Source organism: Bacillus alkalicellulosilyticus, assembly GCF_002019795.1.
Classification (GTDB): domain Bacteria; phylum Bacillota; class Bacilli; order Bacillales; family Bacillaceae_F; genus Bacillus_AO; species Bacillus_AO alkalicellulosilyticum.
This window is the reverse complement of the sequence record NZ_KV917381.1, coordinates 1,893,761-1,918,558: the sequence shown is the minus strand read 5'-3', so window position 1 is coordinate 1,918,558 and position 24,798 is coordinate 1,893,761. Positions and strand designations below refer to the sequence as shown.

Here is a 24,798-nt window from a genome sequence, read left to right as displayed (position 1 = left end):
CTTTTACCCTTCTCCCGTCACTTTCTCTTTTAATCGATAAGAAGGAATTCCGTGAGAAAGCCGTTCTATCATAAAGCTTTTCAGATGGTCATTTGTTTCAACCATTCCTTCAATTTTAGCAATACATTCATCTAAGATAGATGACATCATTTCCAATGTACCTTTTTGATGATAAAGCGCTTGAATGACTGGCGTACTTTGTCCTGACGACCATTTTCTATACTCTAGCTCAAGTCGTTTTAATAGGAAATATTCAGATAGCAACTGCTTCCACTCAGACAAAGCGAAATGTTCAGCTATGTTTTGTAAAAGTACAGATTCAATATTCCTAAGATTTTCTTTGGCACTATCATATGAAAGCATGTCACTTTGATATAAATTCATTTTATGTTCATTAATCACTTGGATTGAATAACTAAAAATTCGAATCATTAGAACGTTACCAGTACTTGATAATAATTGATAATAAAGACTGCTATAAAAATCTCCTGCAAGAACGGTTAGTTGACGATTCTTTTTTTCAGCTTCAGAATTACATTTTTGCAAGGAGACAAGTTCATGTGTAGTAAGTGCAGCATCGACGAGTATGACAGAAAGTGCAAACGGTTTAAGTTCCTTTTCTGATAGTCGTTCAGAAAGCATAGCAAACATGAAAGCTAATTTATCTTCATCGACTATGGGTTCTTGAATGTATTGTTGTAAGAACGGATGTTCAATCATCGAAGAAAACGTTTCGACACAGTCAGTTATAAAATCATTCATCCTATTATTCATTGGTAGCCTCCACGCATCAGAGAAACTGTCACCGAAGTTTCAATTCATTTCAATATCGTCACATATTATACCATATTTATCGGCAGGCGAAAAACAAGTTACCTCTAAAATAAAATAAGGTAAATCGTCTCAAAACGTAAATTCCTTCTTACGTATCCATGAAGCAGTATATATCGTAGAATTTATTTGATGAAAAAAAGAAAAGCAGGTATGGTCCTGCTTTTACTCATCTGTATGAATTTCCCCATGACTGGTTTGAATGATTGCTTTTCCCCTAATTTTAACAGCGGAAGTATGCTCAGTAAACTGAGCAATCATAACTTCACCTTTATCAAGCTTTTCTGAATGATGAAAACGGGTATCGGACCCTCTTGTTAATCCGATCACATTGACACCATCTTCTTTAGCCTTGATTACAAAAAATTCTTGTTCTGCCTTCATAATCAAGCCGCCCTCCCTTAAATTAAGTCGTTACTGTAACTATTACGGAATTGCTGTTTGTTGTCAATGCTATTGTTTAATTAAAGATAATACTTCAGCTCTAGCTGCAGTATCTTCTGCGAACGTTCCACGAACAGCAGATGTCACCGTTTTAGCCCCAGGCTTTTGAACGCCACGCATTGTCATACACATGTGCTCCGCTTCAATTACGACAATCACGCCATGAGGGTCTAGCGTTTCTACAATCGTATTAGCCACAGTCGAAGTAATTCTCTCTTGTAATTGCGGACGTCTTGCCACAACTTCCACCGTTCGAGCTAGCTTACTTAAGCCTGTCACTTTGCCTCCACGTGGAATATATCCAACATGAGCTTTTCCATAGAATGGAACCAAATGGTGTTCACACATTGAATAAAACGGGATATCTTTTACGAGTACAAGCTCTTCATGGTCTTCTCCAAACACCGTTTGTAAATGCTCACTTGGGTCAGCATGTAGTCCTGAAAACACTTCTGCGTACATTTTTGCAACTCGTTTCGGTGTATCCTCTAAGCCTTCACGATCAGGATCTTCACCAACAGCTTCTAAAATCATTCGTACCGCTTCTTTTATTTGTTCAAGATTAACTTCTTTCAACGTCATTTCCTCCATTCGACAACTTTCCTATAGTCTAAATGATTTTAGCATATCTGTGAAATAAAACGCAAAAGAGAACTGCTCTTGAGTGGGCCGAGTCATCAATTAGGTTGACTGCTTAAATAAAAAAAGCTGAAACATATAGGAAATAGTCCTACTGTTTCAGCTTTTCATTTGTTCTTATAAAATTATCGCAATCAAGCCGCCCGAACCTTCGTTGATAATCCGTTCTAGCGTTTCTTTTAACTTGTAGCGTGCATTTTCTGGCATAAGTGATAGTTTCGCTTGAATTCCTTCACGAACAATTGAATTAAGCGAGCGACCGAAGATATCAGATTCCCAAATTGATAATGGGTTTTCCTCAAAGTCTTGCATTAAGTATCGTACAAGCTCTTCACTTTGTTTTTCGGTACCGATAATTGGAGCAAACTCTGATTCAACATCTACTTTTACCATATGAATCGATGGGGCTACCGCTTTTAAGCGAACTCCAAATCGAGAACCTTGGCGTATGATTTCTGGCTCATCCAAACTCATATCAGATATGGCTGGTGCCGCAATTCCGTAGCCCGTTTGTTTTACCATCGTTAATGCATCAGCCACTTGGTCATACTCTGATTTTGCATGAGCAAAGTCTTGCATTAATTGAAGCAAGTGGTCTTTGCCACGGATTTCAACACCGACTACCTCTTTTAGAATTTGGTCATATAAGTTATCAGGGGCATATAGGTCAATTTCTGCGACACCTTGACCCATTTCAATCCCTGCTAGACTCGCGTGCTCTATAAAATCGTATTCCCCGAAAAAGCCAACGACACGGTCAACATCTCGTAACCTCTTAATATCTTTCACCGTACCGCGAACAGCTTCTTCATAGCTTTGGCGTAACCAGTGGTCATCCTTTAAGACCATGACCCAGCTTGGTAAGTTTACATTTACTTCGTGGACAGGGAATTCAAATAATACTTCTCGAAGTACATTGTTAATGTCTGATTCTGTCATACTTTCAATGCTCATTGCCAATACTGGAATGTCATGTGTTTCACTTAATTCTTGGCGTAAAGCTTCTGTTTCAGGATGATGCGGATGAGCACTGTTGACGACCATAATAAATGGCTTCCCAACTTCTTTTAACTCATCAATGACTCTTTGTTCTGCTTCAACATAGTCATAGCGTGAAATGTCTCCGATGGAACCATCCGTTGTCACAACTACTCCTAAAGTAGAGTGCTCTTGAATGACTTTTCTCGTTCCGATTTCTGCTGCTTCCTGGAATGGGATTGGCTCCTCATACCAAGGTGTGTTAATCATACGAGGACCATTTTCATCCTCATACCCTTTTGCTCCTGGTACCGTATAGCCGACACAGTCAACAAGGCGTACATTTACATCTAATCCTTCATCAACATGAATCGATACAGCGGAATTCGGAACAAATTTAGGTTCTGTCGTCATAATCGTTCTTCCTGCTGCACTTTGAGGTAGCTCATCTTGAGCACGAGCTTTATCCCCTTCATTCTCAATGTTTGGAATGACGACAAGCTCCATAAATTTTTTAATAAATGTTGATTTCCCGGTTCGAACTGCTCCCACTACTCCGAGATAAATATCGCCTCCAGTTCGTTCAGCGATATCCTTAAAAATATCAACCTTTTCCACGTGATCCCCTCCCGATCAATATATAAGATTTCGAATTTCGCACCTATTAATATTTATTGGACAATACATACTTATGGACGTTGTCCACTAAATATGACAACCAATCAGAAATAGATGGGATAATAAAATAAAATTTTTTTAAAAGAAGGATAATTGCAACAGAAATCGCCTCTTCCTCTTGTATGTATATGACTAAGAGTCACTAATATAACCGAAATTTTGATCTGCTCTAAAATAAAATATATAAGGTTCAATATTGGGAGAGTACTTTTTTATAAAACGATTCAAATATAAAAATCCCAAGGCCACTATCACGACCTTGGGATTTTATTTTATTCTATTCTCTTCCAAATACTCGATTCATAAAATATGCTGGTTCTCCCGTTTCATCGTCAACCGTGTAAGGTATCGAGAATACCGGAACAAAGAATGAATTTTCTACTAAGATAGTTCGAATGTCATCCCCATAAGCATAGTTGTGTTCAAATTGCTGTAACGCCATGTTTAAATCCATCGAATAATCAATTAACACTTGTCCTTGATTGTCAATTAATAACGGTAAATAATTTCCGAAGTAAGGAGTCTGTACTCTTGGTGGCTCGTTATAACCTAGAGCAGTAAAATCAAGAATAAATAAACCCGTGTCTACCATTTCGTCAATAGGCGCAAGGTCGTTGAATCGCATATAGCGATTCAACGTTGACTGTACATCTCGAATTTGATTCATTACGGTCAAATCGATCAGTTTGACTGTTGGTGCTTCCTCCACATCCACTAACACATATTGAAAAATCCCTCCATTTTCAAATGAATTTCCCGGCGGATTTTGCAAATAACGTGGAACGAGTTTCCCAAAGTCAATCGGATATTTTTGATAGATAGGTGTGTCCATCTCTCTTTCTTTAATCGGGAGTACACCTGTATCCGCCTGAAACTGATTTACAGCTTGCTGAACGGATTGTATTTGGTCTGGATAAGGCACTTGGTTTTCCAGACGTTGCTCATTCGGATATAAACACCCCGTTAAGAGCAGCACACTCAAACCTAACAAAGTAAATCGTACTATGTTTGACATGTCAATCATCCTATTTTGAATTTATTGTGTATTACTGAAATTAAGTAATGGCTGCTGTCGGTCCCCCGATAACTATAAAAAATACAATAATACCTGAAACAACAAGGCATACAAAAGCAACTATCATCCCTATTGTTCGTACAACACCCTTTAACTTTTCACGACTATAAATCGCAGTTACAGCCGATACAAACATGAGAAATAATCCTATAAAAGAAATCCACATATTCATCATAGCAGTACTCAATTGTCCAACCTCCTTTTATCACATCGATATTATATCATATTCGTTTCATAACGGTACCACAGAGCTTGTCCATTTAACGAAAAACCTCATGACATCGAACATATTTTAGACAAATAAAAAAGTTGGAGAATTGGGGCAAACTTCTCCAACTTGACTAAATGCGGTTCCCTTGCTAACAGCCCTTAGATTAGTAGCTATACAGTATAGTATATGCTTTGATTCTCATTGCGCATATGCAAAAGCCTAATTACATTTTTATTTTTTAAACATTTTTGTCAGGGAACCGAAATCAGTAGGCATGTTTCCGCTAAGGATCGCCTGCACGATTTGATCTTCCTTTTCTTTAGGTACTTGAACATTTGCTACTTGTGCTACTTGTGCAATAAGTTGGCGAATCGTATTTTCATCTTTTAAATTAGCATTACTCACAGAATTAGCTATTTTCATAAGTTCTTCTGGGTTTACATTCGTTTTCTTCTGAATGTTATCAAAAAAGTTATTACTCAAAGTAAGTCCTCCCTCTAGTTGGTGTCATGATATCGTATGCTTGAGGGAATGAAGTGTGCATTTTTTATAAGAAAAGTAGCAAAACTGTTTATCTTATATGCGATGAGCGAAGCCACTGCCCTCACTTGAAAAAAGTACATTAATAAGTACACTTCTTATTCATGTACTTGCATTGTCCGAAGCCATCACCCTTCTTGAACAAACTTACAACGATTACGCTTATAGATTAAAGACCGGGATAAAAGGTAAACAACCTTTTCCCCGGCCTCTTCGACATTATTTCTTTTTACCTAATTTACTTTCTGTACCTTGAACAAGTCGTACAATGTTTTGACGATGTCTCCAAAAAGATAAAATCGTAAGGATAATAGCTAAATAAAAGTATTCAATGGGATATCCATTTCTTTCAGATAATACGAAAATACTAACGGTTGTTCCAAGCATAAATAGCAATGAGCCTAAAGATACGAAGCGAGTGACAGCAATTGTTAGAATGGCAATCCCAGCTCCAATTAACGCCGGGATGAACGCTAACGTTGCTAAGGCACCTATCGTAGTGGCCACACCTTTTCCTCCACGGAACCCATAATAAATTGGCCAATTATGACCTGCAATAGCTACTAAGCCTGCTAACGCAGCGCCAATTCCATGGCCTGTTAACCAAAACGCAACAAGGACTGCAACAACACCTTTAGCCACATCAAGCAACAGGACTGTGACAGCAGGTCCAACTCCAAGTACTCTTAACGTATTCGTAGCACCTGCATTTCCGCTTCCATGTTCACGAATATCTACTTTTTTAATTTTTTTTGCGAAAATATAACTAAAGCTTAAAGAACCAAGTAAATACGAAAAAATAACAGAAATAATAATTCCCATTCTACCTCTCCCTTATCTAATCTTATTTATATAGGTATTATCTGCTTTTTATTAATCACGCTTTTTTCTTGCAAATATCTTAATTGGCGTTCCCTCAAACTCAAACGTAGCTCGCAAGCGGTTCTCTAAGAAACGTTCATATGAGAAATGCATCAGCTCTGGTTCATTAACAAAAAATACAAAAGTAGGAGGTTGAACCGCAACCTGGGTTACATAGTTAATTTTTAGCCTTCTTCCGTTATCTGTTGGAGTTGGGTTCATAGCTACAGCATCCATCACTAAGTCATTTAAGACACTCGTTGAGACCCGTAAGTTGTGGTTTTCTGATACCTTTTGAACAGTTGGTAAAACATGTTGTAATCTTTGTTTTGTTTTGGCTGACGTAAATAAAATTGGAGCGTATGAAAGAAACAGAAAATGCGCACGAATTTTCTCTTCAAATTCCTTCATTGTTTTATCATCTTTCTCGATCGCATCCCATTTGTTTACGACGATGATAACCGCTCGTCCAGCTTCATGAGCATAGCCAGCAATTTTTTTATCCTGTTCAATAATGCCTTCTTCTGCATTTAATACGACTAAGACCACATCAGAACGTTCAATGGCACGCAACGCACGAAGAACGCTATATTTCTCTGTTGATTCATATACTTTGCCTCGTTTGCGCATTCCTGCAGTATCTATTAATACGTATTCCTGCTCATCCCTTGTAAATGGGGTATCAATCGCATCACGGGTTGTCCCAGCAATGTCACTCACAATAACTCTTTCTTCACCTAACATCGCATTAACTAACGAAGATTTTCCTACGTTCGGTCTCCCAATTAATGAAATTTTAATGGTTTCGTCATCGTATTCTTCCTCTTCGCCTTCTGGGAAGTGTTTTATGACTTCATCCAATAAATCACCAAGTCCTAAACCGTGAGTTCCTGAAATTGGAAAAGGTTCGCCTATTCCAAGTGAATAGAACTCATACAGTTGGTCATGCATTTCAGGGTTATCAATTTTATTCACACCAAGAACAATTGGCTTTTTAGACTTAAATAAAATTTTTGCTACTTCTTCGTCAGCAGCCGTGACCCCTTCACGACCATTTACCATAAATACAATGACATCAGCTTCTTTAATCGCAAGCTCAGCCTGTTCTCTCATTTGTATAAGCAATGGTTCTTCGCCTAACTCAATTCCCCCTGTATCAATGATGTTAAACTCTTTGTTTAACCATTCCCCTGAACTATATAAGCGGTCACGAGTAACTCCTGGCATATCTTCAACGATCGCGACTCTTTCTCCTACAACTCGATTAAAAATTGTTGATTTACCAACATTCGGTCTTCCAACAATTGCTACGACTGGTTTTGGCATACATTCACTACCTTTCAACTGTTTTCCATTTTGAAATGATCTCTGGAAACATAACTAATTAATTCTATCAAAAACTTTGAAATAGAACAATGATTGTTATACTTCGACCTCTTCTTTTTGATTTTTTACTCGACTGGAAAGGAACTTTGACAGTTTGTCCGAAGCATTCTCTAAGCCCTGCCATATCACTAAAAACATGACTGTAATCATCATTATCTCAAAAAAGGCCAAATCACCTATAGTACGATTCACATATATTGTATCCATAAAAAGAGAAGTCATCAGCTCTCCCTGGCAAGCTCCTACAACTAATATTGACAACCTTTGTTGATGATTTGAAACAAGGGCAATCACTAACAATGTATAGATAATGCCTAGCATCCAAGAGCGATGAAACAAAATAATAATAGGGTCATACAGTTCAAAAAGATGAAAAGAAATGCCAACTAACGCAATAATTAGGCTAACAATTAATAAATAGAGTTGCCTCCATGCCTTATTGCCTAGAGCAATTATGGCATACCCAATCCCTAAACAAAGCAAAAACGCCACTGAAACATCATATGCCAATACAGGAACCTTCAGCGTTGCTGTACAAATAACGACTAATAATAGCATACTCAAAAGAGTTCTAGTTTTTCCTTTTTCCATAAAAAACGTTGTTCCAATCCAAAACATCCATATGAACCAATAAAAATAAATGCCTACCATTCCCACACCACCATTCTACCCACAGTATAGGAATTTTTCCTTATAAATAATCAAACAAACACATAATTTACAAACCTTTTGCAAATGATAAGATGATTTGCTTGAAAGGAGGGAAAAGTAATGGGAAAAGATAGACAAGAAAAGAAACTTAAACAATCAGGCCGTGTTGAATCTGACCGAGATCAAAGCCTTGAATATAAAGGGGCCACTAGCTTAGAAGGACCTGAAGATGCCCGAAAACGTCAAAAACCATAGGAATTGTCCTATGGTCTTTGACTAAAACGTGTAGTATCTACTCCACGCTGTTGTAACCAATGATAGGTATCACCTTTAATAAGCAAAGGAATACGTTGTAAGTCTTTAATCGAAGGCACGCCAAGAGCCGTCATTAAAACTTTCATATCCTCCTTAATTAATGCCACTTCCTCCACTAAAGCTTCATCCCCTTTATGAAGTAAAGTATGCAAAAAGAAGCCCGCAAAACCAAGAGCCGATGCCCCAAGGGCAATTGCTTTTATGGCATCTAAACCATTTTGCAATCCACCAGAACCTATAATTGATACATCCTGATGAAAAGATGTAATTTCAGCGATTGAAGCGGTTGTTGTAATTCCCCAATCATCGAAATAATCTAGTTGTCTAGCACGGCGTTGATTTTCAATTTTAGAGAAATTTGTTCCACCAAATCCACCAACATCGACTATAGTAACCCCTATGCTCTTTAGTAAGGTTACCGTTTCTTTACTCATCCCAAAGCCTACTTCTTTAACAATGACAGGAACATCAAGTGCCGATACAATCGATTCAATTCGAGTCAGCGCTCCAACAAAAGAACGGTCTCCTTCTGGCATAACAAGCTCTTGGACGACATTTAAATGGATTTGAAGAGCATTGGCCTCAAGCATCTCTACCGCTTGTTGGGCTTGGCTAGGCGTCGCTTCACTGCCAAGGTTAGCTAGTACAATTCCATTTGGATTGGTAGCACGAACAATTTCATATGTTTTTCGTTCACTACTGTCTTTAATTGCAGCCATTTGCGAACCAACAGCTATCCCAATATGTGTTTCTTTGGCAACTCTGGCTAACCGCATGTTAATGTCAGCTGTCTTTTCTCCACCGCCACCAGTCATAGCATTGATAAAAATCGGCGAGCCTAATGTAAGGTCACCGATTGTGGAAGCAAGGTCAATAGACTCAGTGCTACTATTTGGTAGGCTTTGATGAACAAACTGGATATCCTCAAAGCCGTGGGAGCGTTGTTGTCCAGTCGCTAACGCATGAACAATATGGTCATGCTTTCGACTTGCCCTGCTCATATTATCACCTACGATTTATATTTTTTGAGCTGATCTCCAATGACATCCCCTAATGAAAAGCCACTATGTTCTTCATCTCTTTTATATTGTTCTTGGGTATGTTCATCAGCAGAATCATCCTCTTCTAACGCTCGGATGCTAAGAGAAATTCGCTTATCTTTAAGGTTAACATCTAGTACTTTCGCCTGAACTTCTTGGCCTTCTTTTAACACCTCGCCTGGTGTAGCAATATGTCGATTTGCAATTTGCGAAATATGGACAAGACCTTCTACCCCTGCTGCAATTTCAACAAAAGCACCAAATGAAACAAGACGTTTTACTGTTCCGTCAATGACATCTCCAGCCTTGATTTTCCCTTCGACTTCTTCCCATGGTCCTGGTAACGTATCTTTAATAGATAAAGATATTCTTTCATTTGTTGGGTCGACTGATAAAACTTTAACCTTTACCGTGTCGCCTTCATTTACAACTTCAGAAGGAGTTTCTACTCGATGGTGGGCAAGCTGAGAAATATGTACAAGACCGTCCACACCTCCAAGGTCAACAAAAGCACCAAACCCTGTTAATCGTTGAATGGTTCCTTCTAAAATCGCTCCTTCTTTAATGCCTGTAAGTACTTGTTTTTTCTTATGGTGTTCTTCTTCATCAAGAACTGCTCGTTGCGAGAGTATTAGCTTATTATTGCTTGGGTCTAATTCAGCCACTTTAAGTCGAAGAGTCTGACCTTTGTAATCAGAAAAATCTTCAACATAATGTTTCTCAACAAGAGAAGCTGGAATAAATCCACGTACTCCGACATCAACAACTAAGCCACCTTTGACAACTTCAGCTACCTCTGCCTCAATAATTTCGCCTGATTCTAGTTTTTGCTGTAGCTCACCCCATGCCTTGTCAGCGGTTACAGCTTTTTTTGATAATATGACTTCATCATCTTCGGATTTTATGACTTTTAACTCTACTTCATCCCCAACGGAAAGAACATCACTTACTTTTTCAACGTGAAGACTGGAGAGCTCACTAATGGGAATGATGCCATCCACTTTAAAACCTACATCTACAAAAGCATGTTTTTCCTCTACCTTTGTAACCTTCCCAGTCACTACATCACCGACAGCAAAGGATTTCATTTCAGTCAGTTCATTATTCATTTCTTCCACCATTGACGTTGCCTCCTTAAAAACCTGATATATCAGGAAATCTTCTCCAAAAATTTTTTATAAACACCTTTCACAAACGTGAAAGAGATTTAACAGTAACTTATGAAGTTTTATGTTCGACAAGTAAAGAGCGAATTGAATCCATGATCACAGCTGTTGCATCTTCAACCGATATTTTATCTTCTCTTAATTGGACCATGTCTATTGGCGGTCCATATACAAGCTTTAACTTTTTAAATGGTTTGTATGGACCTACGATAGCGCAAGGAATCACTGTAGCTTCAGTACGAAGTGAAAAAAAACCAGCACCCGCTAATCCTTTTTGCAGTTGCCCATCTTTACTTCTAGTTCCTTCCGGGAACAACCCAATCATCTCGTTATCTCGTAAAAACTGAATGGTAACACGCATGGCTTGTTTGTCACTCATCCCCCGGCGGACCGGAAAGGCACCAACGGAACGTAACAACCAATTTGAGAACTTGTATTTAAAAAGTTCTTGTTTCGCCATATAACGGATAGGTCGTTGAATATAAGCCCCTAATAGTGGGGGATCAAAATTATGAATATGGTTGCAACAAAGTAGCACTGGTCCTTCTTCCGGAAGATTTTCTTGACCAATAACTTCTACTCGGTAAAGACTAGATAGAAATGCTCGACTAATAAATTGACCAAAGCGATATAACTTCATGTTCATGAATCGTTAAGCCCTCTCTTTAACAATCTCTAATATACGTTCTACGACACCGTCAATTGATATTGATGTTGTGTTCACTTCAATGGCATCTTTTGCTTTTTCTAATGGCGCAACTTCTCGATTCATATCAAGCTCGTCTCGTCTTTGAATCTCTTGTTGCAATATATATAAATCAGATTCTCTTCCTTTAGCAAGATTTTCCTCATGCCTTCTTCGAGCTCGTTCTTCCACGGATGCTGTTAAGAAAATCTTTACCTCTGCATCTGGCAAAACATGTGTCCCAATATCACGGCCGTCCATAACAGCCCCACCTTGCTCTGCCATACCTTGTTGTAGTTGTACCATCGTCTCTCTAATTTCACGGTGGCTTGCTATGATAGATACGAGGTTTGTTACCTCAGACGATCGAATGTCTTCGGTTACGATTTTGTTGTTCACATAAACGTCAGTGCCTTTCTCTGTTACTTCTAATTGAATTGAGCTAGCATCAAGTAACTCTTTGAGTTTTACACCGTCCTCTGGATTTACTCCAGAGGAAATAGCCAAATATGTTAATGCACGATACATTGCTCCTGTATCGATATATAAATAAGTTAAACGGTCAGCTACTATTTTTGCAACAGTACTTTTTCCTGCCCCTGCTGGACCATCAATAGCTATGTTTATTTTTTTCATGAGACACCCCTAAGCTTTACCTGTTGTGCAATATATTTTATGTTTACTTTCATGATACCATAACCTTCCTAGCATGGTAAATTGATAAAGATTATAAAAAGCGACACAGTCGCCCTTTTTTAGAAGCACTGCGCGAAGCCGCTACCTTCTTTTCAAAGTCAAACAAAAGTGGGGTTCTTTTGTTTGACTTGTAGCGAGCGAAGCCAGTGCCCTTCATCAAATACCCCCCAAAAATTTTATACATTCTTATATTTTGTACAAACTTCTCATCGACCTTTGCGATGTAATAATGATTGCTTCTCAAAACAGTACCTTACAATCTTCTGCCGGTCTCGTTCATGGATTGAAACAAACTGCAGTGAAATTCGTTCTCTAGCTTCACTTTTTCTTTTAAAAATTCGAATGACACGACAAATCGAACGGACATAGTGAATTTCTCCCGATTTCATATGTAAAGGAAGCCAAACAACGACTTCACAATTACTAGGAATTTGTACACCAAGAGGTTTGCCAATTGCAATGCCTCCACCACTTAAATCAAGACTAAGTGATGTAAATGGTTCAAATAAACCTTCAACTGAATGAACGGCCACATCAACCCCTGTATCCACACGCACATAATTTCTACGTTGAATTCGTTCGTATGTCTCATCACCAGGGTCATGTAAAATTAAGGTTGGAACGTTTCCACCTTGCTTATCTTCTACTTTGGTATGAAAGGAATAGACCGCTTTATCTTTCCCTACATACCAAGCAAAAAACTCAGTCCCTACATAAACGGGAGCCGGTTTTTTAGTCACTATATTTATAGGATAGTCAATAATAAGCTTGTCCTCTAGGCGGTCAACAAGCCTACATTTATATTCTTCATTTTCTAGTGTAGATTGTTTTAACTGAAGATGAATCGTTTCACCAATGTCGATCAATTGAATGCTCCCCCAATACTTCCTATGCTAATCTTATTATGGCATGAATTCAGAAAAAGAAGAAGCGATAATTGCTTCTTCTTTTTAAAATTATCCAATTTGATATACTGGCTCAGCTTCAGGTAACTTTTCAACTACTTCTTCTGACCCATCTTCAGCATTGATAAAGATTCTAAACGTATCTTCACCTAACACACCGTAAAACTCATAACATAATACCTCTTCACCTAATTCATTTCGGATAATTGCGATATGATCCTCCATCACGTCAAGTCGAGGACTTAAAAATTCCATCGCTTCTTCCATGCTAATTTCTGGCTCGAGGTCCTCACGATTTTCATCGTGATTTATAATATAATCCATACCTTCAAAGGCAATGACATCTCCATCATCTAAAGCCACTTCCACAATTACAGAATCAGCATAAACACGAACATTGTCTATCAGATATGCAAATTCAAATGCTCCAATGTTATTGTATTGCTTACTATCAACAAGCTGCATACCTTCAATCCCATTTCTATCAAGGAAGTCTTTTGCATGCTCACTTGCTTCATTTAAACTAACATTTTGTTCTGCAATCACTCTATCTTGAATAAACCAGATTGGGCGACCTTCCTGCCTAGTCATTCCCATATAGTAATGAGCCTCATGGTCCGGGTCATCAATCGTTAAGTTATATGCTTTATAACTTGTTCCATTTCCAGTTTCAGCCAACTCAACTTCTGGGTTACCATCAAGCCCGATAAAGTCAATCGCTTTTTGTTGGGCTTCAGTATGTGAAATTTCAGGACCATTTAATGACTCTTCCAGACGGTCTGCTACATTCACGTTCATTTGGGAAAATCCTGGTCCCCATTGAAGTTCACTATACCCTTTTATTTTTTCATTCACTAACTCAAAACCATTTACAACAGCGTTATCCAACGGCTCTCCTTGAGCTGCTTGAAGCTCAGCATCAATATTTAACCATTGTATATTGTTTTGAATGACATAAGCTTGAGCTTTACGTAACTCTCGCTGCGTTGTCTTTGAAAAGTCATACAATGCTTCTAGCGTTTCGTATTCATCGTCAGAAATAGGGTCCGTATCCAAGTCTCTCATTGAAGTTCGATAACTGAACTTTCCAACGTAGTACAGAAACTTTTCAGTATCACTTAAATCAACGACACCCAAAGGAAGTTGCCCTAGTTCACTTTGGGCTAATGATGTTACTCTCCACACGTCAGCAAGCTTGGGTGACAATGTTTTTCTTGTATTCATCGCTAACACTGTACCTAAATCTTCTTCAAGTTGGTCAATATGATAAACGAGTGAATGAAACGCTCTTTGATAGTTATTTTCAGCAGTTATCGAGAGAATTTGACTTTGTTGTTGCGCATTATAGCCCCAAATTCCTGTTCCAACAACAGCAATTGCAAGTATTCCAATAATTAAAGCACGGATCATCCTGATTCACCTCCACTAAGTTAGTTACAGAAAATGTGTTTTCCAATCCGTTTGATTTGAGGTCTTGTCCAAATCCATCCGGATGTTGCTGTATCTGGATTGAAGTAATATATGGCTCCTCCAGATGGGTCCTGCCCATTCAAGGCATCAAGTACTGCTCTTCTTGCAGAATCGTCAGCACCTAAATTAATTTGACCATCAGCTACAGCTGTAAATGCGCGAGGCTCAAAAATGACTTCAGACACTGTATTCGGAAATATCGGGCTGTTGATTCGATTAAGAATAACCGCCGCCACGGCCACTTGACCTACATATGGTTCTCCTCTTGCTTCACCATAAACAGCTTGCGCCATCAGTTGAAGATCGTTTTCAGAAAAACCACTTGGTACATTCATCGCTTTTTGGATGTTTGCTCCGTTATCCTGCGCTTCTGGTTGTTCTTCATAAGGGACAGGTTCTCCCTCAGGAGTTTCTTCTGCAGGAGCAGGTTGTTGCTGTGCTTGGCCTTGTTGTTGTGCTGGTTGTTGTTGTGCTTGACCTTGACCTTGTTGTTGATCTGGTTGTTGTTGCTGCTGGCCTTGGCCTTGTTGTTGGTCTGGTTGTTGTTGCTGCTGGCCTTGGCCTTGTTGTTGGTCTGGTTGTTGTTGTTGCTGGCCTTGGCCTTGTTGTTGGTCTGGTTGTTGTTGCCCTTGACCTTGTTGTTGGTCTGGTTGTTGTTGCTGTTTTTTAGGCTGATCCTTTTTATCTCTTGAGCCTGGTTCCCCTTGTTGGATATGTAGGGGAGTTGATCCATAGTGTGTAAATTTACGACCTTCTTTTAAAGCATTATGGACAAATTCCTTATCAAAGTTAGTTGCACGTTCTAGCATGTCTTTCATTTTAGGACCTACTAGACCGTCAACCTCCATTCCAAATTGTTCTTGGAAGTTTCGAACAGCCCAATACGTGCTCCATCCATAGACGCCATCAATCGTACCATTGTAAAAGCCGTTGTATTGCAGTCTTGCTTGGAGTTCAACGACATCATCTCCTGTAGCACCTCTTTGAATAATTTGGTCAGAAAATGCATGGATAGGATTTCCCGCTGTTCCCATGATCATAAGCAGTGCAATGACCATCATAAGGGGGTATTTCATCTTATTAGATAAACTTCTCATGTTGCCATAAACCTCCTTACATAGAGTAAATGATTCTATTACTTTTGGCCGTTTCGTATGGATAGTGTTTGTTTTTATCCATATTTTATACAAAATGTTATAGAACTTAGGTAAATAAACATGTTTTGGATACTCATAAACCGGCTTATTACTGGAGTAATATTGCATATTTGGGCTTGTTTTAATCTATATAAAAAAAGTTCCCAAAAAGTCAGTTAGACTCTTTGAGAACTTTTGATTTATAACACGTTAAAATAGCGTCCTTCAGGATGCGCAAACACCATCGCTGTAACCGAGGCTTCAGGCTCCATCATGAACTCTTCCGTTAAATGGATTCCTATTTGATTCGGATTTAAAAGTGAAAACAGCTTGGCTTGGTCCTCTAAATTCGGACATGCTGGGTAGCCATACGATACTCGTACCCCTTGATATTTTGCGCTAAAACGGTCTTGCATTGTAAAATCAACTGGGTCTGGGAAGCCCATTTGGTCACGCATTAATTGATGAACTCGCTCTGCAAATCCTTCAGCAAGTTCTAAGGCTAAGGCTTGAATTAAATGACTAAATAAATAATCACCCGCATCTTTTGCCGCAATCGCCTTATCTCTGACACCATGACCAGCTGTAACCGCTAAAAATCCGACATAATCCATCTCTCCAGAAGATACAGGACGTAAATAGTCCGCTAAGCAAAGGTATGGAGGGTTAGCTTGTCGCGGAAATGTAAATCGTTGAATTTCCGTTTTTGCATCATCAGGACTGTAAATGATAACATCGTTTCCGTCACTTTGAGCGGGGAAAAAGCGGTACATTCCGTGTGCTTCTAGTAAGTCGTTATGCTTTGCCTCATGTAAGATGCCATCGACCTTATCCTTCAATTGAAGAGCTTTTTCATTTCCTTCATCGAGAAGACGGCTTACTTTACCTTGAAGTCCTAGATGTTTCCCCATTAACATTTGTAAGTTAACATATGGCTCAAGATGAGAAATTTTATAATTTCTTAGGATATGTGGTTGTAAATCGGCTGGTTTAAACACAGGTACTGTCATTGACACATCTGAACGTGATACAGGAGCTGTTGTATTTCGATTACTTGTATCAGATTCCTCTTCAATGACCGTTTGTCCTTTTTCTGCTAACAGCCTTTCTAGCTCGTCTTTTTTAGCAATTTGATTTGCTAAGTCTAACCCGTTCATTGCATCTTTTGCGTATAACACTACTCCATCATATTGAGGAGAAATTTTATTGTCGGTGAATTTACGAGTGAGTGCCGCTCCACCAACTAAAATCGGTATTGAAATGTCCTGCTCTTTTAAATCTTGTGCAGTTAATACCATTTGTTGAGCCGACTTAACGAGAAGTCCAGATAATCCGATAGCATCCGGATTTTCACGACGAACCGCTTCAATTAACTGATTCGACGTGACTTTAATCCCTAAGTTGACGATTTTAAAGCCGTTGTTACTTAAGATGATCTCCACGAGGTTTTTTCCAATGTCATGGACATCCCCTTTCACCGTGGCTAACAGGATTTTCCCTTTTCCGTTGTCATCTTCTTTTTTCTCCATAAATTGCTCTAAATGAGCAACTGACGCTTTCATCACTTCGGCACTTTGTAGGACCTCTGCCACGATAAGTTCATTGTTATTAAAAAGACGTCCAACTTCGTCCATACCTGTCATCAGTGGACCATTTATAATATCAAGCGGGTCATCATATTTTTCTAACGCTTTGTCTAAATCAGGAATCAACCCATCTTTAGATCCTTCAACGATATAGCTAGCTAACCGCTCTTCTAGTGTCATATTAACGTTGTCTACTTTTTTCTCCGCTTTTTTTCCGCGGTAAAACGCTGTAAACTCTGCTAATGTATCGTCGTTTGTTTCGTATAATAGCTTATCAGCTAACGCTTTTTCCTCATCAGGAATGGAAGCGTAACGCTCTAGTTTTTCCGTATTTACAATCGCATAATCAAGTCCGGCTTGAGTACAGTGATATAAATAAACAGCATTTAATACTTCGCGCCCAACTGGTGGTAAACCAAAGGATACATTACTTACCCCTAAAATCGTTAGCGTTTCGGGCAACGCTTCTTTAATCATCCGGATTCCATTAATCGTTGCTTCGGCTGAACCGATGTATTGCTCATCTCCTGTCCCGACTGGAAAGACAAGTGGGTCAAATATAATATCTCTAGGGTTCACTCCATATTTATGAACAAGAAGGTCGTATGAACGTTTAGCAACTTCAAGCTTACGTTCGGCCGTTACAGCCATACCTTCTTCATCAATTGTACCTACTACAACGGCTGCCCCGTATTTATGAATCAATGGCACAACGGCTTCAAAGCGTTCTTCGCCATCCTCTAAGTTAATCGAGTTAATAATCGCTTTTCCTTGTGAGTAAGATAACGCTCTTTCAATAACCGCTTCATCTGTAGAATCGATCATTAATGGAACCTTTACTTTGTTAACGACAAACTTCAAGAAGTTCTCCATGTCTTCCATTTCTTCACGGTCCGGGTCAGCTAAACAGGCATCAATTACGTGTGCACCACGTTTTACTTGAGCTCTGGCAATTTCCGAAGCCTCTTCATACGATCCTTCTGCAATTAATCGTTTAAACTTACGTGAACCAATAACGTTTGTACGTTCACCAACAAATAACGGACGCATGCTGTCGTCATAAATGAGAGGTTCAATACCTGAGACCGCATGTGGATGGTCCTCATTTAATTTTCGAGGTTCAAATCCTTTAACGGCTTCTCTAATCGCAGTAATATGCGCAGGTGTAGTACCACAACAACCGCCGACGATATTCAACCAGCCTTTTTCCGCAAAAGCAGCTAGTTTTTTCGCAAGTGATTCTGGAGACTCATGATAGTTCCCTTCCTCATCTGGTAGACCTGCATTTGGATAACAGCTAACATAAGAAGTCGCTAAGTCTGATAGTGAACGAAGATGGTCCTGCATAAACTCTGGTCCTGTTGCACAGTTTAAGCCAACGGCTGTTGGTTTCATATGCTCAAGCGATAAATAAAATGCTTCAATGTTCTGACCTGCTAGCGTGGTTCCCATCGGCTCAATTGTTCCGGAAATATATAATGGTAACTTTACTCCAAGAGCTTTACTTGCTTGCTCTATGCCGAGAAAAGCCGCTTTAACATTTCTCATATCCTGACTTGTTTCTAGTAAAAGAACGTCTACCCCACCTTCAATAAGGCCTCTTACCTGTTCTTCATATGACTCAATTAACTTTTCAAACGTTGTTCCACCAGTAACCGAAAGTGCCTTAGTAGTTGGTCCCATCGCTCCAGCTACAAAACGGGGCCACTCTGGAGTTGAGAAATCCTCAGCTGCTTTTTTTGCCAATTGAGCTGCTTTGAAATTGAGTTCATAAGCGAAATGTTGAAGGTCATAGTCTTCTAAAACGATATCTGTCGCCCCAAACGTATTTGTTTCGATAATATCGGCACCCGCTTCTAAATACGCTCGGTATATGTTATCAATCACATGAGGAGCAGTCATGTTTAAATATTCATTACACCCCTCGTAGTCTTCCCCACCAAAATCTTCAGCTGTTAAATTGGCTTGTTGCAGCATCGTTCCCATTGCACCATCAATGATAAGAATCTGCTTTTCCAAGCGCTTTTCAAACAATGATTTTTCCATCAAATATCTATCCTTTCTTGAGTAAACCAAGAACGAGCTTATACCTCTTTGGCTAAGCGTGAATTACTAATTTCCTGGGCTTTCACTTTTTGTTGAATATAAGACGTAAGCTCCACCGTCATATCATATCGTAAGAATGGGGTAATTAAATAAATTCCATTAAACAATTCAAATGCTGTATCTATTAATGACTTTGCAATTGCAATTCCCTCACGTTTGGCAGCTTCTTTATCTTCCCCACAATCCGCCATTGCTTGACGAATTTCGTCTGTTAGCTTAATACCTGGAACTTCATTGTGTAAAAATTCAGCATTTCGAGAGCCGGTTAATGGCATGATGCCAATATAAATTGGTTTATCTAAGTGCTTTGTTGCATGATAAACATCAATAATTTGTTGCTCACTGTAGATCGGCTGACTCATAAAATAATCCGCACCACAACTTATTTTCTTCTCTAATCGTAAGACCGCTTTATCCAAATGTCTAACATTCGGGTTAAAAGCTGCTGCTACAGAAAAGTTCGCATTGTGGCCTAACGATTTCCCCGAAAAAGAAATTCCTTCATTTAACTGTTTGATTAAGCTAATTAAATCAAATGAGGTAACATCATAGACCGATGTGGCACCCGGAAAATCACCGACTTTTGTTGGGTCTCCTGTAATCGCTAGTACTTCATGAATACCAAGCGTATGAAGTCCCATTAAGTGCGATTGTAAGCCAATTAAATTTCGGTCACGACACGTCACATGGACAAGAGATTTGGCCCCTGTTTGTTGTTGAACTAAAGACCCAAGCGCCATATTATCAATTCGCGGAGACGCAAGTGAATTATCCGCTAACGTAATAGCATCCACACCTGCACGATGAAGCTCTTTCGCTCCAACCATGAATTTTTCAATATCTAATTTTTTTGGTGGATCTAACTCAACGATAATTGATTTACGTTCTCTAACAACTTGCTCTAACGGCTGATTTTTCTTTTCGAAACTAATCTCCACACGTCTTTGCACAGGTTGTTTTAATTCTTTCTCTGTGACAGGCGAAAGACCAGCTACCGCTTTTGCAATCGATTCAATGTGCTCAGGCGTTGTTCCACAACAACCACCGATTAATCGAACTCCTTGTTTTCTGAGTTCCATTGCACTTTCGCCGAAATAAGCAGGATTGGATTGATAAAAGAAGCGACCGTCCCTGTAATCAGGTAGACTTGCATTCGGAAAAGCTGATAAAAATGTATTCCCTGAAATCGGAACTTCTTCAAATGAACGAATCATATGATAAGGACCCATTCGACAATTTAAGCCAACAACATCTGCCCCTAAGTCTGTTAAGATTTGAAACGCATCCGCTACCTTAAGCCCGTTATTTAAAACGCCTACATCACCTAAAGAAACTTGAGCAATAATTGGAATATCTGTCATAGTACGTGCAAGGATAACAGATTCCTTTATTTCTTCAATATCATAAAAGGTCTCTAATAAAATACAATCTAGCTTTTCTTCTAGTAATGAAGAAAGTTGTTCTTGAAAACTCTCTTTGATTTCACTCATGTCAATACTTTGTTTTTGGATCCCACGAATACCACCAATCGTCCCAGCGATGAACGTCTCAGGAGTCCGTACCTCATTAGCTAGTCGAAATGCTTCTTTATTTATAAGAGCTACCTTATCCTCTAAGCCATACTTAGCAAGCTTAATTCGATTAGCTGCATACGTATTAGTTTGGATGAGATTTGCTCCAGCATCAATATACTTCCGGTGTACCGCTTGAATTTCATCTTTCTTCGTTAGATTTAATTCTTCATAGCAGTAGTCGACACCTTGAGAATAAAGAAGGGTTCCCATCGCTCCGTCACCGATAATTATTTTTGATGATAAAGTGTCTAAAAAACTCAAACTCATCTTCTCGCTCCCCTTCTTTTACAAATGGCCATTTATTTACTAGAACGTAATGCTTGTTCAAAATCAGCAATTAAATCTTCTATACTTTCTAGGCCTACTGATAATCGTAGTAATCCATCGCTAATCCCCCTAGCTTCACGCTCTTCTGGTGGCATCGCCGCATGAGACATTGTTGCTGGGTATGATAAAATTGACTCGACTGCACCAAGACTTACTGCAAAAACCGGAACTTCCACTGCATCTACAAACTTTTTGACAGCCTCTCTATCTTCTAGCTCAAATGATAGAACCGCTCCAGCACTAGATGCTTGGCTTTTTTGCAATGTATAACCAGGATCATCTTCTAATCCAGGATAATAGACTTTTTTAACAGCTTCGTGCTTTGAAAGCCACGTTGCAATTTCTAATGCACCTTTTGAGGAGTATTCCATTCGAACACTAAGTGTCTTCATTCCTCGAAGGAGCAACCAGCAATCTTGAACTCCTAAAATGGTTCCAAAAGAGTTGTGAAGGAAAGCTAGTTCATTGCCAAGCTCCTCATCCTTTACGACGGCTAATCCTGCAACGACATCACTATGTCCACCAAGGAACTTCGTTGCACTATGAAGGACAACATCTACCCCTAATTCAAGCGGCCTTTGAAACGCAGGTGTTAAAAACGTATTATCTAAAAATGTATAACAATCATATTTTTTAGCTAACTCGACGACTCCTCGAATATCGGTTACTTTCATTGTTGGATTCGACGGAGTTTCCATATAAAGTAGCTTCGTATTTTCTTTTATATTTGCTTCTACTTCTTCTAAGTTTGTCATATCTACGAAAGTATGGTCAATGCCAAGTCTTGTCAAAACGCGAGTCACAAGGCGAAACGTACCACCGTATACATCTTTTGTTAAGACGATATGGTCATCTTTTGAAAGTAACATGAACGCCGTAGAAATCGCAGCCATTCCTGAAGAAAAAGCAAACCCTCGTGTCCCGCCTTCTAATTGAGCAATTGCTTCTTCAACGACTTCCCTCGTTGGATTACCTGAGCGCGCATAATCATATTTTCCGAATGTATCAAAATCAAATTGATGAAACGTAGAAGAATGGTGAATTGGAACACTTACTGCTCCGGTTCCTTTGTCGACTTTATGGTTATTATGAAGCAACTTCGTTTGAAAATGAAAATCCTTTTCCATTTTAGTTAGCCCCCTTCAACTCTTGAACATGAGCAAAAGCTTGAGCTAAATCAGCAATAAGGTCTTTGCTATTTTCAATTCCTACTGAAAAACGAAGGAGACGATTACAAACGCCATTCGCTAATCGAATATCTTGTGGTATATCAGCATGCGTTTGAGTGGCCGGGTATGTCATTAAACTTTCAACACCACCTAAACTTTCAGCAAAAGAAACTAGTTTCAACTGTTGTAAAAATGGATTAACCCAGCTTTCATCTTGAATACGAAAAGAAATCATCCCCCCACGACCTGGGTAAAGCACATCAACAACAGCTTCATGTTCTTCTAAGAATTTCGCAATTTCTTGTGCATTGCGTTGGTGTTGCTCCATTCGAAGGGCTAATGTTTTCATGCCACGAATAAGTAACCAAGAATCAAATGCTCCTAACGTTCCTCCAATTCCATTATGGTAATAACCAATTCGGTCACATAGCTCTTTTCCTTTACCAACGATTAAACCAGCAATAACATCATTGTGGCCTCCTAAATACTTTGACGCACTATGAATGACAATGTCCGCTCCATCAACGATAGGCTGTTGTAAAAGTGGAGTATAGAAAGTGTTATCAACGATTAGTAAAATACCATGCTTTTTTGCTATTTTTACTAAGGCTGGAATATCTGCCTCTTGCATCAATGGATTAGTTGGTGTTTCAATAAATAACGCTTTTGTGTTTTCTGTGATTTTCGCTTCAAATTCTTTTAAATTACGAGGGTCGCCATAAGCAAATGTTAAACCCCAGCGCTTCCACCCTTGCTCAAACAATCGATAGGTTCCGCCGTACAAGTCTAGAGAAGCAAGAATTTCATCACCTTGTTCAAATAATGACAATACAGTTTGAATTGCTGACATTCCTGAACTACATGCAAATCCTCGGTCGCCTTCTTCAAGTGTTGCAATGGCTTGCTCTAGCACTTCCCTTGTTGGGTTTCCTGTTCTAGCATAATCATATCCCGTCGATTCACCGATTCCCGTATGACGAAAAGCAGTTGAAAAATAAACGGGTGTATTCACCGCTCCTGTTCTTTCACAAATTCGATTCCCTATTTGTACCAATGTGGTTTCAAGTTTATCTCTTTTCATCTCAATTTCCTCCTATCAATTGCTAACGTATGTATTTCACCTAATGAAAAAGCCTTCTTCTCACGATAAGAAGAAGGCATAACTTTAAATTCAGCTTCTTCTTATCTTCCAAGTCGTACTTGGGGAATTAGCACCTGACCTATAATAGGCTGGTTGCTGAGATTTCATAGGGCCTCTCCCTCCATCTCTCTGGATAAGAAATATTCAAATAATTTTTATTTACTGTTATTAAAAGTACATTAATTTTTCGACAAATGCAACAATTAATTCATAATTTCTACTAAAAAGATAGAATTAATCCGATTATTCCGGTGTGGCATCTACTTTTAACTGGTCTTCGTTGCCACACACACAGCGTTTAAATCCAGTTTCATATCCTCCTCCACTTTTTCGTCTTCCTCGCAATATATATTTTTCCCCACATTTAGTACATCGGATAACAATCCTAAATCGTTCTTTCTCTATCATATTACATCCTCCTAACCCTCGTTATTGCGTCAATTTTACTTTTTGCAACCCAAGCCACCATAAGAAAAACATAAAAGGAAGTAGCACAAAAAGAATGTATTTATCTGCACTCATAATGATAAAATCATACATTCCATGCAGAGCTACAGGTAGCAAGAGTGACAATACCAATATATATTTCACATTTTGCTTCGTTTCAAACTTTGCTCGTCCTAAATAATACCCCATAATAATTCCAAACAGCGCATGACTACTTACAGGGAGTAACGCTCTAAAAATTGCCGTATGAACTCCATATGCAAGAAGATAGAGGAAATTTTCAACCGTCGCAAATCCTAAGGAAAGAGCAACCCCATATACAATTCCATCATAGGGTCTTGAGAATTCAATATGCTTATATGTCACTGAAAAAAGCAAAAACCATTTAAAAAATTCTTCAAAAAAGCCATATAAAATGAATGCCCTCGTCAAATCCCCTTTGAAAAAACCTTCTGTAACAAAAGCATGTTGTAAAACCATAATAGGAAATACGAGGAGAGCCCCAATAATAAATGATTTAAATACATCAGTAAAGCGTATGCCGTTATATCGGTCTCGTAAGTATAAATAGCATAATATAGCAAGTGCCGGCCCAATAGCAGCCGTTAACAGAGCAATCAACCGGTTCAATCCTCTCCGCCATAGTTTAGAAAAGGCATACACTCATCGTATCATGTTCAAAAATCAATTGTAAATATTAACATTTTTCTTTTTCGTGTTATAATTTGATCTACAACAATT

The 24,798-nt window shown here is 38.9% G+C and carries 24 protein-coding genes and 1 riboswitch; of the genes, 1 reads left to right on the top strand and 23 read right to left on the bottom strand.

Translation table 11 applies throughout. From position 1 onward, the window contains the following. Positions 1–3: 3 nt before the first annotated feature. From BK585_RS09790 to BK585_RS09745, 10 genes are all read right to left on the bottom strand, one after another. The gene (locus tag BK585_RS09790) at positions 4–774 is read right to left on the bottom strand and encodes a heptaprenyl diphosphate synthase component 1 (protein WP_078553267.1); all 771 of its coding nucleotides are present in this window, start codon (positions 772–774) and stop codon (positions 4–6) included. Positions 775–996: 222 nt separating this feature from the next. Further along, positions 997–1,215, bottom strand: coding sequence for a trp RNA-binding attenuation protein MtrB (gene mtrB, locus BK585_RS09785; RefSeq protein WP_078553266.1), 219 nt, complete (start codon positions 1,213–1,215; stop codon positions 997–999). A gap of 69 nt (positions 1,216–1,284) precedes the next feature. After that, positions 1,285–1,851, bottom strand: a complete 567-nt coding sequence (gene folE / locus BK585_RS09780) for a GTP cyclohydrolase I FolE (protein WP_078553265.1) — start codon at positions 1,849–1,851, stop codon at positions 1,285–1,287. 180 nt (positions 1,852–2,031) lie between these two features. After that, complete coding sequence (gene spoIVA / locus BK585_RS09775) at positions 2,032–3,510, bottom strand: stage IV sporulation protein A (RefSeq protein WP_078553264.1); 1,479 nt, start codon at positions 3,508–3,510, stop codon at positions 2,032–2,034. A 337-nt stretch (positions 3,511–3,847) separates the two neighbouring features. Further along, the gene (locus BK585_RS09770; RefSeq protein WP_078553263.1) at positions 3,848–4,585 is read right to left on the bottom strand and encodes a hypothetical protein; all 738 of its coding nucleotides are present in this window, start codon (positions 4,583–4,585) and stop codon (positions 3,848–3,850) included. Between the two features lie 40 nt (positions 4,586–4,625). Continuing rightward, a complete protein-coding gene (locus BK585_RS09765; RefSeq protein WP_078553262.1) occupies positions 4,626–4,832 on the bottom strand; it encodes a DUF2768 domain-containing protein in 207 nt (68 codons plus the stop codon). A 255-nt stretch (positions 4,833–5,087) separates the two neighbouring features. Beyond that, positions 5,088–5,339, bottom strand: coding sequence for a stage VI sporulation protein F (locus BK585_RS09760; RefSeq protein ID WP_078553261.1), 252 nt, complete (start codon positions 5,337–5,339; stop codon positions 5,088–5,090). A gap of 276 nt (positions 5,340–5,615) precedes the next feature. Then, entirely contained in the window at positions 5,616–6,218 is a 603-nt protein-coding gene (plsY, locus tag BK585_RS09755; RefSeq protein ID WP_078553260.1) for a glycerol-3-phosphate 1-O-acyltransferase PlsY, read from the bottom strand. 51 nt (positions 6,219–6,269) lie between these two features. After that, on the bottom strand, positions 6,270–7,583 hold the full coding sequence (gene der, locus BK585_RS09750; protein ID WP_078553259.1) for a ribosome biogenesis GTPase Der: 1,314 nt from the start codon (positions 7,581–7,583) through the stop codon (positions 6,270–6,272). 96 nt (positions 7,584–7,679) lie between these two features. Continuing rightward, positions 7,680–8,294 (bottom strand): YphA family membrane protein, encoded by a 615-nt coding sequence (locus BK585_RS09745; protein WP_078553258.1) that lies wholly within the window; start codon positions 8,292–8,294, stop codon positions 7,680–7,682. A 120-nt stretch (positions 8,295–8,414) separates the two neighbouring features. On the opposite strand from BK585_RS09745, the gene BK585_RS09740 reads away from it, so the two are divergent. Then, positions 8,415–8,549: a YpzI family protein gene (locus tag BK585_RS09740; protein ID WP_078553257.1), complete on the top strand. Its 135-nt coding sequence runs from the start codon at positions 8,415–8,417 to the stop codon at positions 8,547–8,549. 8 nt (positions 8,550–8,557) lie between these two features. On the opposite strand, the gene fni is transcribed toward BK585_RS09740, so the two are convergent. The 13 genes from fni to prsW form a co-directional block, all read right to left on the bottom strand. After that, entirely contained in the window at positions 8,558–9,610 is a 1,053-nt protein-coding gene (gene fni / locus BK585_RS09735) for a type 2 isopentenyl-diphosphate Delta-isomerase (RefSeq protein WP_078553256.1), read from the bottom strand. Between the two features lie 8 nt (positions 9,611–9,618). Further along, positions 9,619–10,770 carry a 30S ribosomal protein S1 gene (gene rpsA / locus BK585_RS09730; RefSeq protein ID WP_078553255.1) on the bottom strand — a complete coding sequence of 384 codons (1,152 nt, stop codon included), beginning with the start codon at positions 10,768–10,770 and terminating at the stop codon, positions 9,619–9,621. Positions 10,771–10,867: 97 nt separating this feature from the next. Continuing rightward, positions 10,868–11,455 carry a lysophospholipid acyltransferase family protein gene (locus BK585_RS09725; RefSeq protein WP_139367654.1) on the bottom strand — a complete coding sequence of 196 codons (588 nt, stop codon included), beginning with the start codon at positions 11,453–11,455 and terminating at the stop codon, positions 10,868–10,870. Positions 11,456–11,467: 12 nt separating this feature from the next. Further along, complete coding sequence (cmk, locus tag BK585_RS09720) at positions 11,468–12,136, bottom strand: (d)CMP kinase (RefSeq protein ID WP_078553253.1); 669 nt, start codon at positions 12,134–12,136, stop codon at positions 11,468–11,470. A gap of 266 nt (positions 12,137–12,402) precedes the next feature. Beyond that, positions 12,403–13,062: a flagellar brake protein gene (locus tag BK585_RS09715; RefSeq protein ID WP_078553252.1), complete on the bottom strand. Its 660-nt coding sequence runs from the start codon at positions 13,060–13,062 to the stop codon at positions 12,403–12,405. 90 nt (positions 13,063–13,152) lie between these two features. Next, positions 13,153–14,511 carry a germination protein YpeB gene (ypeB, locus tag BK585_RS09710; RefSeq protein WP_078553251.1) on the bottom strand — a complete coding sequence of 453 codons (1,359 nt, stop codon included), beginning with the start codon at positions 14,509–14,511 and terminating at the stop codon, positions 13,153–13,155. Between the two features lie 20 nt (positions 14,512–14,531). After that, a complete protein-coding gene (gene sleB / locus BK585_RS09705; RefSeq protein WP_419095534.1) occupies positions 14,532–15,668 on the bottom strand; it encodes a spore cortex-lytic enzyme in 1,137 nt (378 codons plus the stop codon). A gap of 239 nt (positions 15,669–15,907) precedes the next feature. Then, positions 15,908–19,339, bottom strand: a complete 3,432-nt coding sequence (gene metH / locus BK585_RS09700) for a methionine synthase (protein WP_078553250.1) — start codon at positions 19,337–19,339, stop codon at positions 15,908–15,910. A gap of 38 nt (positions 19,340–19,377) precedes the next feature. Further along, positions 19,378–21,234: a bifunctional homocysteine S-methyltransferase/methylenetetrahydrofolate reductase gene (locus BK585_RS09695; protein ID WP_419095563.1), complete on the bottom strand. Its 1,857-nt coding sequence runs from the start codon at positions 21,232–21,234 to the stop codon at positions 19,378–19,380. A 38-nt stretch (positions 21,235–21,272) separates the two neighbouring features. Next, positions 21,273–22,427, bottom strand: coding sequence for a cystathionine beta-lyase (gene metC, locus BK585_RS09690; protein WP_078553248.1), 1,155 nt, complete (start codon positions 22,425–22,427; stop codon positions 21,273–21,275). A 1-nt stretch (position 22,428) separates the two neighbouring features. Beyond that, positions 22,429–23,550: a methionine biosynthesis PLP-dependent protein gene (locus BK585_RS09685; RefSeq protein ID WP_078553247.1), complete on the bottom strand. Its 1,122-nt coding sequence runs from the start codon at positions 23,548–23,550 to the stop codon at positions 22,429–22,431. A gap of 98 nt (positions 23,551–23,648) precedes the next feature. Next, positions 23,649–23,750, bottom strand: a riboswitch (SAM riboswitch). 103 nt (positions 23,751–23,853) lie between these two features. Continuing rightward, positions 23,854–24,018 (bottom strand): hypothetical protein, encoded by a 165-nt coding sequence (locus tag BK585_RS23990; RefSeq protein ID WP_170885527.1) that lies wholly within the window; start codon positions 24,016–24,018, stop codon positions 23,854–23,856. Positions 24,019–24,039: 21 nt separating this feature from the next. Further along, positions 24,040–24,687, bottom strand: a complete 648-nt coding sequence (prsW, locus tag BK585_RS09680) for a glutamic-type intramembrane protease PrsW (protein WP_245805810.1) — start codon at positions 24,685–24,687, stop codon at positions 24,040–24,042. Positions 24,688–24,798 lie beyond the last annotated feature (111 nt).

Bases quoted from the DNA above. Each gene is read 5' to 3' on its own strand.
- BK585_RS09790 (WP_078553267.1), bottom strand. From the start codon at position 774: ATGAATAATAGGATGAATGATTTTATAACTGACTGTGTCGAAACGTTT.
- mtrB (WP_078553266.1), bottom strand. From the start codon at position 1,215: ATGAAGGCAGAACAAGAATTTTTTGTAATCAAGGCTAAAGAAGATGGT.
- BK585_RS09770 (WP_078553263.1), bottom strand. From the start codon at position 4,585: ATGTCAAACATAGTACGATTTACTTTGTTAGGTTTGAGTGTGCTGCTC.
- plsY (WP_078553260.1), bottom strand. From the start codon at position 6,218: ATGGGAATTATTATTTCTGTTATTTTTTCGTATTTACTTGGTTCTTTA.
- der (WP_078553259.1), bottom strand. From the start codon at position 7,583: ATGCCAAAACCAGTCGTAGCAATTGTTGGAAGACCGAATGTTGGTAAA.
- BK585_RS09745 (WP_078553258.1), bottom strand. From the start codon at position 8,294: ATGGTAGGCATTTATTTTTATTGGTTCATATGGATGTTTTGGATTGGA.
- BK585_RS09740 (WP_078553257.1), top strand. From the start codon at position 8,415: ATGGGAAAAGATAGACAAGAAAAGAAACTTAAACAATCAGGCCGTGTT.
- fni (WP_078553256.1), bottom strand. From the start codon at position 9,610: ATGAGCAGGGCAAGTCGAAAGCATGACCATATTGTTCATGCGTTAGCG.
- rpsA (WP_078553255.1), bottom strand. From the start codon at position 10,770: ATGGTGGAAGAAATGAATAATGAACTGACTGAAATGAAATCCTTTGCT.
- BK585_RS09725 (WP_139367654.1), bottom strand. From the start codon at position 11,455: ATGAAGTTATATCGCTTTGGTCAATTTATTAGTCGAGCATTTCTATCT.
- cmk (WP_078553253.1), bottom strand. From the start codon at position 12,136: ATGAAAAAAATAAACATAGCTATTGATGGTCCAGCAGGGGCAGGAAAA.
- ypeB (WP_078553251.1), bottom strand. From the start codon at position 14,511: ATGATCCGTGCTTTAATTATTGGAATACTTGCAATTGCTGTTGTTGGA.
- sleB (WP_419095534.1), bottom strand. From the start codon at position 15,668: ATGAGAAGTTTATCTAATAAGATGAAATACCCCCTTATGATGGTCATT.
- metH (WP_078553250.1), bottom strand. From the start codon at position 19,339: ATGGAAAAATCATTGTTTGAAAAGCGCTTGGAAAAGCAGATTCTTATC.
- metC (WP_078553248.1), bottom strand. From the start codon at position 22,427: ATGGAAAAGGATTTTCATTTTCAAACGAAGTTGCTTCATAATAACCAT.
- BK585_RS09685 (WP_078553247.1), bottom strand. From the start codon at position 23,550: ATGAAAAGAGATAAACTTGAAACCACATTGGTACAAATAGGGAATCGA.
- BK585_RS23990 (WP_170885527.1), bottom strand. From the start codon at position 24,018: ATGATAGAGAAAGAACGATTTAGGATTGTTATCCGATGTACTAAATGT.